Source organism: Paenibacillus sp. sgz302190, from assembly GCF_059820445.1.
In genome coordinates this window covers 148672-161386 of the sequence record NZ_JBZYAO010000002.1, presented here as the reverse complement: position 1 = coordinate 161386, position 12715 = coordinate 148672, and the positions used below count along the sequence as shown (strand labels likewise).

The 12715-nt window shown below is 47.7% G+C and carries 16 protein-coding genes; 4 read left to right on the top strand and 12 right to left on the bottom strand.

The window, feature by feature from the left end; genetic code table 11:
- Positions 1-35 precede the first annotated feature (35 nt).
- The 3 genes from AC6RNO_RS04275 to AC6RNO_RS04265 form a co-directional block, all read right to left on the bottom strand.
- Positions 36-509 (bottom strand): MarR family transcriptional regulator, encoded by a 474-nt coding sequence (locus AC6RNO_RS04275; protein WP_497104730.1) that lies wholly within the window; start codon positions 507-509, stop codon positions 36-38.
- A 176-nt stretch (positions 510-685) separates the two neighbouring features.
- On the bottom strand, positions 686-2245 hold the full coding sequence (locus AC6RNO_RS04270) for a malate:quinone oxidoreductase (RefSeq protein ID WP_497104729.1): 1560 nt from the start codon (positions 2243-2245) through the stop codon (positions 686-688).
- A gap of 223 nt (positions 2246-2468) precedes the next feature.
- A complete protein-coding gene (locus AC6RNO_RS04265; protein WP_497104728.1) occupies positions 2469-3038 on the bottom strand; it encodes an isochorismatase family protein in 570 nt (189 codons plus the stop codon).
- Between the two features lie 332 nt (positions 3039-3370).
- Between AC6RNO_RS04265 and AC6RNO_RS04260 the strand changes: the two genes are divergently transcribed.
- Entirely contained in the window at positions 3371-4198 is an 828-nt protein-coding gene (locus AC6RNO_RS04260; protein WP_497104727.1) for a peptidoglycan-binding protein, read from the top strand.
- A 137-nt stretch (positions 4199-4335) separates the two neighbouring features.
- On the opposite strand, the gene AC6RNO_RS04255 is transcribed toward AC6RNO_RS04260, so the two are convergent.
- Genes AC6RNO_RS04255 through AC6RNO_RS04245 form a run of 3 tightly spaced genes read right to left on the bottom strand, consistent with a single transcriptional unit; the run spans position 4336 to position 5220 of the window.
- Entirely contained in the window at positions 4336-4737 is a 402-nt protein-coding gene (locus tag AC6RNO_RS04255) for an aspartyl protease family protein (RefSeq protein ID WP_474682412.1), read from the bottom strand.
- The gene (locus AC6RNO_RS04250) at positions 4734-4982 is read right to left on the bottom strand and encodes a hypothetical protein (protein WP_474682411.1); all 249 of its coding nucleotides are present in this window, start codon (positions 4980-4982) and stop codon (positions 4734-4736) included. Before AC6RNO_RS04250 ends, AC6RNO_RS04255 begins: the two co-directional genes overlap by 4 nt.
- A gap of 46 nt (positions 4983-5028) precedes the next feature.
- Positions 5029-5220, bottom strand: a complete 192-nt coding sequence (locus AC6RNO_RS04245) for a hypothetical protein (protein ID WP_474682410.1) — start codon at positions 5218-5220, stop codon at positions 5029-5031.
- A 50-nt stretch (positions 5221-5270) separates the two neighbouring features.
- Between AC6RNO_RS04245 and AC6RNO_RS04240 the strand changes: the two genes are divergently transcribed.
- Positions 5271-5666, top strand: coding sequence for a hypothetical protein (locus tag AC6RNO_RS04240; RefSeq protein WP_497104726.1), 396 nt, complete (start codon positions 5271-5273; stop codon positions 5664-5666).
- Between the two features lie 80 nt (positions 5667-5746).
- Here the strand turns inward: AC6RNO_RS04240 and AC6RNO_RS04235 are convergent, their stop codons facing one another.
- Entirely contained in the window at positions 5747-7198 is a 1452-nt protein-coding gene (locus tag AC6RNO_RS04235) for a serine hydrolase (RefSeq protein ID WP_497104725.1), read from the bottom strand.
- A gap of 100 nt (positions 7199-7298) precedes the next feature.
- On the opposite strand from AC6RNO_RS04235, the gene AC6RNO_RS04230 reads away from it, so the two are divergent.
- A complete protein-coding gene (locus tag AC6RNO_RS04230; protein WP_497104724.1) occupies positions 7299-8033 on the top strand; it encodes a TetR/AcrR family transcriptional regulator C-terminal domain-containing protein in 735 nt (244 codons plus the stop codon).
- A gap of 102 nt (positions 8034-8135) precedes the next feature.
- Here AC6RNO_RS04230 and AC6RNO_RS04225 read toward each other — a convergent pair whose 3' ends face one another.
- Together AC6RNO_RS04225 and AC6RNO_RS04220 are read right to left on the bottom strand one after the other, a co-directional pair.
- The gene (locus AC6RNO_RS04225; RefSeq protein ID WP_474682406.1) at positions 8136-8558 is read right to left on the bottom strand and encodes a VOC family protein; all 423 of its coding nucleotides are present in this window, start codon (positions 8556-8558) and stop codon (positions 8136-8138) included.
- A gap of 2 nt (positions 8559-8560) precedes the next feature.
- A complete protein-coding gene (locus AC6RNO_RS04220; protein ID WP_474682405.1) occupies positions 8561-8935 on the bottom strand; it encodes a MerR family transcriptional regulator in 375 nt (124 codons plus the stop codon).
- A gap of 102 nt (positions 8936-9037) precedes the next feature.
- On the opposite strand from AC6RNO_RS04220, the gene AC6RNO_RS04215 reads away from it, so the two are divergent.
- Entirely contained in the window at positions 9038-9919 is an 882-nt protein-coding gene (locus AC6RNO_RS04215) for an NAD-dependent epimerase/dehydratase family protein (RefSeq protein WP_497104723.1), read from the top strand.
- Between the two features lie 83 nt (positions 9920-10002).
- On the opposite strand, the gene AC6RNO_RS04210 is transcribed toward AC6RNO_RS04215, so the two are convergent.
- The 3 genes from AC6RNO_RS04210 to AC6RNO_RS04200 form a co-directional block, all read right to left on the bottom strand.
- Positions 10003-11433: a M56 family metallopeptidase gene (locus AC6RNO_RS04210; protein WP_497104722.1), complete on the bottom strand. Its 1431-nt coding sequence runs from the start codon at positions 11431-11433 to the stop codon at positions 10003-10005.
- 72 nt (positions 11434-11505) lie between these two features.
- Positions 11506-11838 carry a BlaI/MecI/CopY family transcriptional regulator gene (locus AC6RNO_RS04205; protein ID WP_474682552.1) on the bottom strand — a complete coding sequence of 111 codons (333 nt, stop codon included), beginning with the start codon at positions 11836-11838 and terminating at the stop codon, positions 11506-11508.
- 205 nt (positions 11839-12043) lie between these two features.
- A complete protein-coding gene (locus AC6RNO_RS04200; protein ID WP_497104721.1) occupies positions 12044-12559 on the bottom strand; it encodes a MerR family transcriptional regulator in 516 nt (171 codons plus the stop codon).
- Between the last annotated feature and the right edge of the window lie 156 nt (positions 12560-12715).

Sequence of the window (12715 nt, the reverse complement as noted above, 5' to 3'; positions counted from 1 at the left end):
CCGGCTGCTTGTGGTTTCATTTTCATGATTCAAATTTATTCCGACTTAATATCTATACCCTGTTTCTTTATTTCTGCATCCAAATGCCTGCTATACTTTTCCATGAAGCTAAGCATACTGTCAAATTGTTCCTCGGTTATCTGCTCAAATACGGCTTTATCCCGCTCTTGAAACTCTTTGTGCAGTTCCTCATGGATTTTATAAATCACTTCCCCTTGCTCAGTAATCCTAAAATAGATTTCTTTCTTGTTATCCGGCTTCTGGTAGCTTTCGATAAAGCCTTTTTTTATGAGCTTCTTAGTTATTTTACTTATGGCACCGCGAGTCATATAAAAGGCCTCCGCAAGTTTTGTCACGTTGGAATCTGCATTTCTTCCAATGTATTCGATACAATGTACTTCAGAAGGCTTATAGCCCTTAAGACTGTCTTCCATCTTAAACTTATTAAGGTAAACCATCTTGTTTAATAAGTCCCTGAAACCCATTATGACCTGCTCTTCTTTGTTCACGGCCTGTCCTCCCAACCGTTGGTTTTTAAAATGGAATTGACCTTGTTCCTCGGTATATGCTATTCATAGGAATAAAAAACCTGTAGGCGGGAAGCCTGAAAAGGGGTGCACATCCACGTATGGTATAAAAGCGCCCGGATTTCCGGACGCTTCTAAGTTATATTTTATACTGTTTACTAGACAGGTTGCAGTTCATTGACTAGACCGAGATTCCGCGCTGTTGAAGTATGAATTTCGTTGATAAGCTCCGGGTTTTTCAACAATGACAAGCCATAAGAAGGAATCATTTCTTTTATTTTCGGTTCCCACGCTTTTATATGCTGCGGGAAGCATTTATTTATGACCTCAAGCATGACGGAAACGGCGGTAGAAGCCCCCGGAGAAGCGCCGAGCAATGCGGCTATCGAGCCATCAGCGGCACTAATCACTTCCGTACCGAATTGAAGCGTTCCTTTGCCGTCAGCAGTATCTTTGATAATTTGTACACGCTGGCCCGCTACCAGCAAGTCCCAATCCTCGCTTTTGGCGTTCGGGACGAATTCCCGTAAAGCTTCCATCCGCTTTTCTTTCGATAACATAACTTCTTTGATCAGGTATGTTGTTAATGACATGTTTTTGACGCCTGCGGCCATCATCGTTACGAGATTATGCGGTTTTACGGAAGTTATCAAATCGAACATCGAACCGAATTTCAAAAACTTTGGCGAAAAGCCGGCAAACGGCCCAAATAACAACGATTCTTTGTTATCGATAAATCTTGTGTCAAGATGCGGAACAGACATTGGAGGAGCGCCGACCGGAGCTTTGCCGTATACTTTGGCATGATGCCGCGCTACAATATCCGGTTTCTGACACACCATAAATACTCCGCTTACCGGAAATCCTCCAATACCCTTTCCTTCAGGAATATCGGATTTTTGCAGCAAATGGAGGCTTCCGCCCCCGCCGCCGATAAAGACGAATTTTGCAGTATGGCGTTCGACGGTGCCGGTATCGACATTCCGTATTTTCAAATCCCACAAGCCGTCGCTAGTACGTTTAATATCATCGACATTGTGTTTGAATTTTATATCGACGCTTTTACTCTTTAAGTGATCAAACAATAAGCGCGTTAAAGCGCCAAAGTTGACATCCGTCCCGGACTCGATTCTTGTTGCCGCTATAGGTGAATTCAATGTCCGGTCTTTCATCATAAGCGGGATCCATTCCATCAGTTTTTCCGGGTCATCGGAAAATTCCATTCCTTGAAACAGGGGATTGTTAGACAGTGCTTCAAACCGTTTTTTCAAAAATGTTACATCATTTTCGCCTTGTACAAAACTCATATGAGGCACCGGCGCGATAAAGTCCCGCGGATTACGTATCAGCTTGCTGTTTACAAGATAAGACCAAAACTGCTTTGAAACCTGATACTCTTCATTCACTTTTATAGCTTTGCTAATATCTACGGATCCGTCTGTTTTTTCGACGGTGTAGTTGAGCTCGCACAGTGAAGAATGCCCCGTTCCCGCATTATTCCATTCGTTAGAGCTTTCCTCTCCTGCGGTTGCGCGCCTCTCAAACACTGTAATTTTCCAGTCCGGCACTAATTCTTTCAGCAGTGACCCTAAAGTCGCACTCATGATTCCGGCACCAATTAAGATAACGTCTGTTTTGGTTTGTCTGTTGCTCATGTTTACCGTCCTTACACGCTGATATTTGAAGAAAAAATGAAGGCGTTCTTGCTTAGGCTCCACAGCAAGGCAGGGTGCGACCTAGTCACGCACCCTTTCTGCATTAATTATAACCTGATTATAGTGTAACACTATTAATTATTGATTAAGATATCTACTATTATATGATACTTATATGCTATTTAAAAGCAGGTAAATTTCAGCGATTGACAAAAAGAAGGTTGCTGAAGGCCTTACCCCTGCCCGGATCGTGAAAAAAGTCACAATCCCTAAACTAGGAATTGCCCTAATTTAAAGAGTCCACCCACGCGTCGACAGTGAATACATCGGCCTGAAGGGGGAACACCTTCTCGATTAGAACGCGATGAACCTCGGGGTCGGCATCGATACATGCGTCGGAAAGCACCGTAAGGGCAAAGTCTTTATCCGCCGCTTCCCGTAAAGTCGATAGAACGACTCCGCTTGTGGCGATACCGCTGAGAATGAGCGTGTCGATTTGGCTGGACCGAAGGATGACCTCAAGGTCACTCCCGGTGAACGCGCTAACTCGAAACTTTGTCACAATCGGCTCGTCCGGCCGGGGCTGCACGGATTCGTGAATTTGTATCGGCGTCTCCGTGGCCGCTGTTCCGGCCCGCTTGGAAATACCCACGAACATTTTGTTTCTAGGACTAATCTCGGGATAACCTGTGCGAAATGCGACCCGTACGTAAATAACCGGGATGGCGTGCCTGCGTGCGGCTTCAATGGCCTTTTGGAACGGAAGCAGTGCGTTCTCGTTTTCTACGAAACGCGATACGACGCTGTTTTGCATATCCATGACCAACAGCGCGCTTTTGCTCTGCGGATTTTGCATAGTGTGTATACTCCTTTCATAACGATTAAAGTCCGGCTGCCGGTTCAATAAATCATGTCTTGCCGGATTCATCGCAGTCATAGCTTTATAACACTATTGTACCAATTATCTAAATAGTCAACAAACAAAAAAAGCGACTTTTCTGGCCCTCATAATACCGGATTGGCGGAATGTCTTGAAAACGTGCTTCAAAATAAATTTACATATTATTGAATCTATTTTCACACAAAAATTACCATTTTGTAGTATGATAATGGAAGTAGATTGAAAGATTTCCAATCTACTTCCGTATATTCGGAGAAATGCCACAACAATTTGGGAGGGTGATATTGATGAAATTGAAGAGTAAATTATTCGTAGCGTTTGCGGTTTCGTGCACGACTGCTGTAGCGTTCGCTTCCAGTGCCTTCGCGGTAGCGGGTCATTCGAACGTCGCAGCCGTAGGTACAGCCAGTTCCAACAGTTTCTATGGCGTTAGCTACCAGTCCTCTTATTCGTTCGGACAAACACACGCGCAAATCGGTGTATTGAAGAACAACCTGAAAGCGTGGAGAGCCTTCGGCAGCAATGAAAGCCATTTCACAGGCGTTGCTAAAATTACAAGCACGGATAATTACTTTGACCAGACCACAAAGGACAACCTGATGGTGTTCCAGCGAGTGAAAGGCTTGAGCGCCGACGGCATCTACGGCGCGGGAAGCCGAAATGCCATGCATGCCGCAATAGGCTCCTCGCCGAAAGGATATGTACGCGTGGGCAATACATCCTACTATATTAACTATAATGATACGGCCAGCGGTCTTTCCGGAGACAGCACCTACAAGCTTGATCATAGCTACGTGACGAGTTCGGCGAAAACGACGCTCGATCAAGTTGCACTAAGCTTCTACAACGTATACAGCAAGAAGCTGGAAATTAACGACGCGAGCTTAATTGACGGCGCAGACACACCGGAGCACAGCAGCCATCAGGACGGAAAGTCGGTTGACATACGCAATTCGGGAATGTCGGCTGCCGAAGAGAAGAAATTCCTCGAAATTGCTGTTGCCAACTCGAGCGTTTCCAAGGTGCTTTTCTATAAAAACCATGGCTTGACCAGCACGAAGATTGAAGTTCGTGCCGACCATGCCGACCATTTCCACCTATCCACAGTTAACTAATCATCAGTTCAATAAAACAGCGGCAGTCTAGGACCTCATTTGCGTCCATGACTGCCGCTGATTCGATTCTTAGGAGGCTCAAAAGCTCCGGTTTCAGAGAGCTCACCGCCTCGGCAAAATGGGGGTTGCATAAAGGGTCATGAGGATTGAACTTGTTCCGCTGATTCAGGTAACCTCAGTTCCAGCTTGTCCATATCCACCACAAAACCGTTTACCCTCAAAATATCCAAGCCAAGCAAACCCTTATGAGATTTAGGCAGCATCCCTACATCGACTTCAATCTGCTTGATTTTCAGGGTATCAATGATAATTTCGTCCATGATTTTAGTATAAAACGGTACGGTTCCGCCAATCCCGTAAGCCTCGTAAACGGGGTCTCCATTTTCGTAGGTGACTCCGATCTGCTCCAGCACATCGGGGCTGAATATAGTGTGGGATGAGCCCGTATCCACGATAACATCTGCGATTTGCATCGTTTTCCCACGATAAGTTACAGAAAGCGTAATCGTTAGAAGATTTCCATCATAATGAATCTTCATATATTACGCCTCATCCTCACAAGCGGGTCGTTGCGTAGATAGATGATGCACTCCTCGTTAGAAGTATGATAAACAAGCTGTCGCGGCTTCACATTAAAGAATTCCCTGTTAGCATTCTTTTCTGGTATGACCCGAACAGGAGCCATTTCCGTTACGATTTTCTTCCCGTCTTCTTCTCGGTAGTCAAGAATGGACAGCAAAACAAATTGATTCGGAAACAGTTCTCTTACTTCCTGCCATTGCATCGCAACCCCTCCTTCATTCATTGCATCAGACGAACAATGGTTGATTTCATTTTACCATATTTAAGCTCAAGCCGGATTGTCTCAAACGTAATACTATTCTTTCTCCCAGCCCCCCTGCGGTTCGACGTTCTGTCTGCAACAGCAAGTTTTTGCCTCCGTAACGAGCTTGATTTTGCAGCAACGACCCATCTTCCAGGGCGATTTTACAAGTTCCGCTTTTTTCTGTTTGTATATCCATAACGCTTAATGTCCTCATCCCATAACATATAACAGGGAGGAGGGATTATATTGTCAAATAATGTGAAACCCAAAAAAGATCCTGTTTTATCGACAGGGGTTCTGTTTAGAAATGGCGGCACTGACACTGCTGCGACAATTATAGCTAATTTAAACAAATTTAGAACCAGGGCTGTAATTGTACAAGTTATCGACTGGACTAGCGGCAAACCAATTATTATTGTAAAAAGAAGGCGTACAATTCCACCGAACACAACCGTTAATGTTCTTGTGGCTATTAAACCTTCGATAACCCAATATGAAGTTAGAATAACTGTGCCTACAACTACTGATTTGGTGACTAATTGTTTCGGATTGGGCAGATCATCCAAAACCGGGGTAAAACTGCAGACAGGCAATAATGTCTTACAACAAAATTTAGTACGAATCGGATCGCCTGGTCGCTAACATTCTTATGAGGTAAAAAAGCTGGGTCATGGCCGCGGACTGCTAGATGACCTGGCTTTTTTTCGTATGTTAAATCATATTTATTGTTGTTGAAGCGCCGCGATCACATCGGCAACTAGCCGGTCGGCTCCAGCGATAAGACCATCCGGATGAGATGACATGCCCAATCGTACCACGACCAGATGCCGGGACGGTACGATTACAACATGCTGCCCCATATTGCCCATGGCGAAAAATGCATCATCGGGCACATGGGGCATCCCCCATGGAAGACCATACGGCGCTTTGCCACTCGCAGCAAGGTTAATCCAAAAGCCAGCTCCATAGCCGGTATCAAGCGTCTGCGAGGACGAGTATTTAACCCACCCTTTCGGCAGGATGCGGTCAGTACCTACCACGCCGTCGTTCAGGTACAAGAGCCCAAAACGAGCACAATCACGCGCAGATGCTAACATAGACATTGCACCGTTCGGCGTGCCGGTCGCATCAAACTCCAGCGTCACGTGTTTCATGCCGGTCGGCCCGAAAAGCTCACGCTGTGCAAACTGTCTGACATTTGAGGCCTGACCACCGACAGCGTCGCGGATAATGCGCGAGAGAAGTATGAAGTTGCCGTCGGTATAAGCCCATTCGGTTCCGGGCGCAGCAGCTAGTTTGGCCTTCTCGGCGAAGCCCGCCATGTCTCGCTCGAGAAATGCCATTCTGGACGCAGGATCGAATCCTGTACTGGTTTGTTTAAGAGCGAGTCCGCTTGTTTGCCGCAACAATTCATCTGTTGTGATCATGTGACGCGGATCGTTGTCATTTTGCCATGCTGCAATAGGTGCCGGTTGGTCGACATTCAGTTTTCCCTGCCGGACCAGAATGCCGATCAGCGCGTTGGTGACGGATTTTGTCGCCGAGAATCCCAATAATTGCGTGTCCACGCCTATGCCGGGAGCATAACGCTCGGCCACGATTTTTCCGTCTTTGACCACAACGATCGCTTGGGTACGAATATAAGGCGGTTGCTCACGCTCTGCAAAAGCTCGGTCGAGCGCGGCGGCAAGTTGTTCGTTCCTAGGCACAACCACGGCGGGTCCCGCTATTTCAGGAGCTAGCGAATCCGATGGGCCGGCTGTGGAACTAGAATCAGCAGTTGCAGCCAGAGTAACGTCCTCGGGTGTATGCACCAACATGCATCCCATCCCATCGCCGTACACCGCCTGTGTTTTATAAAGTCCTGCGATTGTCGTTGTTACATCCAGCTTTTCATGGTCAACGTTGATGTGAATCAAACTGCTGATGAGACTGATGGCCCCTTCAGGCTTGACCATGTCCGCGTAAACCTGGTTGGAATCCATGCCCGAAACAAAGGTTCCGGAACAAACTTCTTTGCTGGTATAACCCGAAGCAACCATCAACGGCTGATAAAGCACAAACCCTGAGCTAACGATCAGCGTTAAAACGGCCGCGATTGCCAGCAAAGTAAATCTGCGTTTTCTTTTACTTCTAAAAAGTATCGCCAGTGGGCTAATTTTGCGGAATTTCATTTCGCGATCAACTCCTCATACTCCAATGTATACGGCGTATACCTGTCAACTTTCCTGTGTTATAATATTGTTACACTTTTTCTTTCGGGGGCGTCGAACTGTGGTCCACAATAACAATGATCAAAAACTTGAAGGTACCCATAATCGGAAAGGCCCTGTCCGCCTTAGTCGAGAGGCTATCGTGGGGCTGGCATTGAATATTGCGGATACGGAAGGAATCGAAGCGGTCAGTTTTCGGCGGTTAGCCCACGATTTCGGCGTAACACCCATGGCAATCTATCGGCATGTGCGCAATAAGGATGACCTTTTAGACGCTATGACCGAACATATGCTGGCTTCTTTCGATACCTCGGCAGTAAATGAGGCGGATTGGCGGGAACAGGTGAGGGGGTTGCTTTACGCTCTGCGCCGGGTGCTGCTCGTGCACCCATCGGGCAGAAGCTTGCTGTCCAGGCGATCCCTGCCTTCTACGAACAGGCTCAAGATTTTCGATACTTCGATTGGCATCCTCCGCAGCGCCGGCTTCGAGCCCCAAGAAGCATTCTTGATTTTTGAACATTTGCTAAATCAAGTGGTGTCTCTGGTTGTAACGGGAGATGGTTTCGTACAAGGCTCGGAAGAAGAGCGCCGGGTATGGGGGGCTAAATTGCTGGAGTTCTATGGAGGCCTTCCGCAACAACAATATCCTTGGCTCGTTGAAGTTGCCCCTGATATTGCGGCTTGCGTCGATACGGATCGTCACTTCAAGTTCGGTACAGATCTCCTGTTGGCAGGAGTGGAGGCAATGGCGGCGTCCAAACAAGCAAAAAATCCCTCTTCAAAAGTACGGGAGTAGCTGCGTTGAACAGGCTTATCCGCTCTTGACCAGTCCCGCTGCCCTGCCCGATTCATCAAAAAAAGAGCAGCCTGCCGCCGCGGCAAACTGCTCCTTTCTTCGTTACTTCATTCGTTTAGAAATCGGATGATCTTCATTTAACTCCAGCAAATCCCACAAATTCCCGTATAAGTCCTTAAATACAGCAACCATTCCATATGGTTGTTCTTTAGGTTCTCTAACAAATTCTATTCCCCTTGAAACCATCTCATTATAATCTCTCCAAAAGTCATCGGTGTTTAAAAAGAGGAACACCCTACCACCCGTTTGATTCCCGATGAATGGTTCCTGTTCAGATTTCGATGCTTTTGCCAATAATATTGTAGTCCCAACCGAACCGGGGGGTGAAACTACTACCCATCGTTTATCTTGCTCGGGCTGATATGTATCTTCAACTAATGTAAAATTCAGCTTTTTTGTGTAAAACTCAATTGCCTCATCATAATCTTTTACAACTAGAGCGATATGAACAATGGATTGAATCATTTTTAACCCTCTGAGTTCTCTAGATTTTTGAAAAAAATGATTTTATGATCGATTTTCTCCAGCGTGTTTTCAAGTTCCTTCATTTGATCTATAACATTGCTGCGATAGGTCTCCATGAATTCCCGTCGTGCTGTTATGGTGGAGACTTCACTATTGTTCAAAGCGGCAAACTGCTGCATCTCCCGAATGGGCATCCCCATTGCCCGAAAGTATTTGATAACTTGAAACCATGCGATATCGGACTCCGAATACTGACGATATCCTTTTTCGTCCCGTTCGACACCGTTAATTAAACCGATTTGCTCATAGTATCGCAATGTGTGGATGCTTAATCCGGTCTCTTCAGAAACTTGTTTGCTTGAAAATTTATTTTTCATATTTTTATTATAACATTGATTCGAACTGTATTGCTATCGAGTGCACTCTATACTTTATCATTTCACTTGAAAGTAATGATTTCATATTAGGAGGTATTCATTATGCGTGTTTTTGTCACCGGAGCCACCGGATTCATCGGATCTGCTGTTGTTGACGGGCTCCTCGCTGCAGGGCATCAGGTCGTCGGGCTTGCCCGCTCCGACAAGGCTGCCTCGGCATTGAAAGCCGCCGGAGCAGAGGTGCATCGCGGTGCCCTAGATGACCTCGACAGCCTGCAAAATGGCGCTGCCGCTGCGGACGGCGTCATCCATCTTGCCTTCATTCACGACTTCTCGAACTATGCGGCCGCCGCCGAGACCGATAGGCAGGCGATCGAAGCCATCGGAGCAGCGCTTGAGGGCTCCGACAAACCATTCGTCGTCACCTCGGGGACGCTCATGCTCTCGCCGGGACGTCTCGGGACGGAAGAAGACACGCCGATCCATACACCGCGGCACTCCGAGAAGGCCGCGATCGCGCTGGTTGAGCGCGGGGTGCGATCTTCGGTCGTCCGTCTCGCACCGTCCGTGCACGGTCTTGGCGATCATGGCTTTGTCCCGGCGCTGATCGGCATTGCTCGCGACAAGGGCGTCTCCGCCTACATCGGCGACGGGTCCAACCGCTGGCCGGCTGTGCATCGCCTCGATGCGGCGCGCCTGTTCCGGCTGGCGTTGGAAGCCGCCCCGTCGGGTTCACGGCTGCACGGTGTCGGCGATGAGGGCGTGCCATTCCGCGACATCGCCGGCGTCATCGGCCGCCACCTGAACCTGCCGGTCGCCAGCATTTCCCGCGAAGAGGCAGAAGCCCACTTCGGCTGGCTCGGTTCCTTCGCGTCGGCCGACAACCCTGCGTCGAGTGCAAAGACACAGCAACTCCTGGGCTGGAAGCCGGTGCACCTCGCACTGATTCCGGACCTTGAAGAAGGTCACTACTTCAAGAGTTAAACCACCAAAAAATGTGATACAGGGCGATTTTCCGGTACTTGCCGGGGGATCGTCTTTTCCTTTGCTTTCGGATTTGCAGTGGCTTATGGAGCAGCTTGTGGTACAGGCTTAGGTGCAGTAACCGCGCTTTCTTGCGGTACAGGTTTTGGTTCTTGAGCCGCAGTGTTTCGCGGTCTACGCTCTGATACAGGAACTACAGCTTCTTGCGGTACAGGCTTTGGTTCTTGAACCGCAGTGTTTCCCGGTGCAGGCTCTGATACAGGAACTGTAGTTTCTTGTGGTTTAGGCATTTGTGCAGGAGCCGCAGCTGCTGCCGGTGTTGTTTCTGCGTTTATGGACTCCGACTTTGAACTCGCAGGTTCGCTGGAAGCGCTGGAAGCGCTGGAAGCGCTGGACTTCGTTCCAACCGCTGCATCAGGTGCCGAATTTTTATCCGGTTTAGGCGAACTTGGGTCGGAAGTTGCCACAGTCTTTTGATCGGATGCCGACGCATTCGACATTTGCGCCGGGGGCTGATCTATTTTTGCATTCGTCAAAGAACATCCGCTTATGAGTAGAATGGCAGCAAAACCAACGAACGACCAGCGATATGAATGACTTTGAAAATATTTGATCATGATAATTCTCCTTTTCAGCTGTGATTTGCCCCCTGATACATTGACATTGCCCGGCACCCTTACAGGAAGCGCATGTTTTTCTAACAACTGAATGAGCGTATAACCGTAATCCGAGCGTTTTTCCGGTTCGAGATAAGTAAGAGCCAGAGCATCGCTTGCGATCTCCTGGTCTTCGCGCATACGATGATAAGCGTACCAAAGAATCGGGTTAAACCAATGAATAATCAACAGGATCTGCATCAGCCAATTCATTCCGATATCATTGCGCTTACAATGTGCTAATTCATGCAGGAAGATGTGCCGGAGTTGCTCCTGCTGTAAACTGTCCAGGACGGCTTGCGCCATAACCAATCGGGTGTTCCAAAATCCAAACAACGTTGGCGAGGCCAGTTTGTTCGATACAACTAGAGTGACAGGTTTACGAACCGACATTAGCGTTTGGCAATGAGAGAACAACTGCAGGACCCCGATATCAGTTAACGGCGTCGTCTCTTTCGTTATTTTCGAGGCAAATTTCCGGTTGATCACAAACGTATACGCCCCGAATATGCCGGTCCCAAGAAGCCATATATACAAAGCGTACCGATAAAAAATGTTTGCAGTTGTTAATTCCGCAGCTACAGCTTCCCCGTCTGTGACTATCTGAGCCGTTGGATTGTCGTGAATGGTATGAGGGTAGGGTATCCAATTATAAATGCTTAACTCGCTCTCAATGCCCCAAGGCAGAAGCAGTCGTACAATCAATAACAGCCACATCAAGTAATGCCATCTGGGCTTCATTCGTTTATTCAGGATACGCTGTGTCAGCAGGATCAGCACGACCGTAACGGCACCCATGGCAGATACCGACAAAATCCAATTAAAAAGATGCACGAGGAGTTCGTCTATCCGGTTCACTTTCACCCTTTCCTTTCATGAATCAAAATGGAGTACTCCAGTAAACGTAAACTACCCGACTCGGCATATTTATCATTTCGTTTTATCTTCAAGGATGCTTTTCAGTTCTTTAATGTCTTCCGCCGATAGCTGCTCTTCCTTCAAATAATGAACAAGCATCGGCTTCAAAGCACCGCCATAAACCCTTTTTAGAAAGGATTGTGTTTCGGATTTCACACATTCACCCTCAGAAACTAATGGGAAATAAGCATAGACTCTGTTTTCTTGCGAAAACGATATCGCTTGCTTCTGGGTTAATCGGTTCAACAAGGTTCGAATCGTTTTGGGCTTCCACTCCGTCCGATCCTGCAGCGCCTCAATCACATCATTAGCCGTGCGGGGCGACTTGATCCATAGTATCTTCATGACTTCCCATTCTGCATCGGTTATGTGGGGTACGGTTTTCACATGCTCACCTCCTGTCCCGCTTTGGATTACAACCGTAATACAAACTTGATATTACATGTGTAATCCACATTTGTCAAGCTAGGGTGCTCACTCATGCGTTCCACAACGACATATGTACCTGAATTTGTGAAAAAGCAACAGGAGCTGCCGCGGCAGCTCCTTCTTAAGTCCTGAACATATTCCTAGCCGGTGATTTGTCCGCTTTGACCGATACGGAAAAATAACTCATCTCAACGGGAGAGACGGGCCTTGGTTTCGGTTCTCCCATCGTTTTCTTTGACATGCCGTTCTGGCTTTCATCCGACCAGTCCCGGCGGTATCTCCCCTCCTCCAGCTTCATGTCGATAAAATCGACGACCTGCTGCAGCGAGGCGATTTGACTGACGATATTTTCCCGGTGGCTCCTTAAGCGCTCCACCAAATCGGGATAATCCGCGGGATCGGTGTCGGCGGAAACCGCCAAAAACGGCCGCATTTCCTCCAGGGGCAATCCCGTTTTTTTCAAGCAGGATATCAACCGGATCGTATTGATGTCCACCTGCCGGTAGACGCGGTGCCCGTTGTCCTTCCGGTCCGCCCGGGGGATAAGCGAGATCTTTTCGTAATAACGGATCGTATCCTCGGAAATGCCGGTTTGCTCGGCGGTTTGCTTTATCGTAAAAGTTTGCTCTGCCTTCACCCTGCTCCCTCCCGGAAATTGCTTTTTTTGTGCATTATACATCTTGGAGCTGGCTTCAAGTCAAGTCTCTTATCTTTTGGACAAAAACTTTGTTTTCGCGCCTTGACTTGGAGCCGACTCCAAGTTCTACAATGTTCGCTATTAGGGGAAAATATC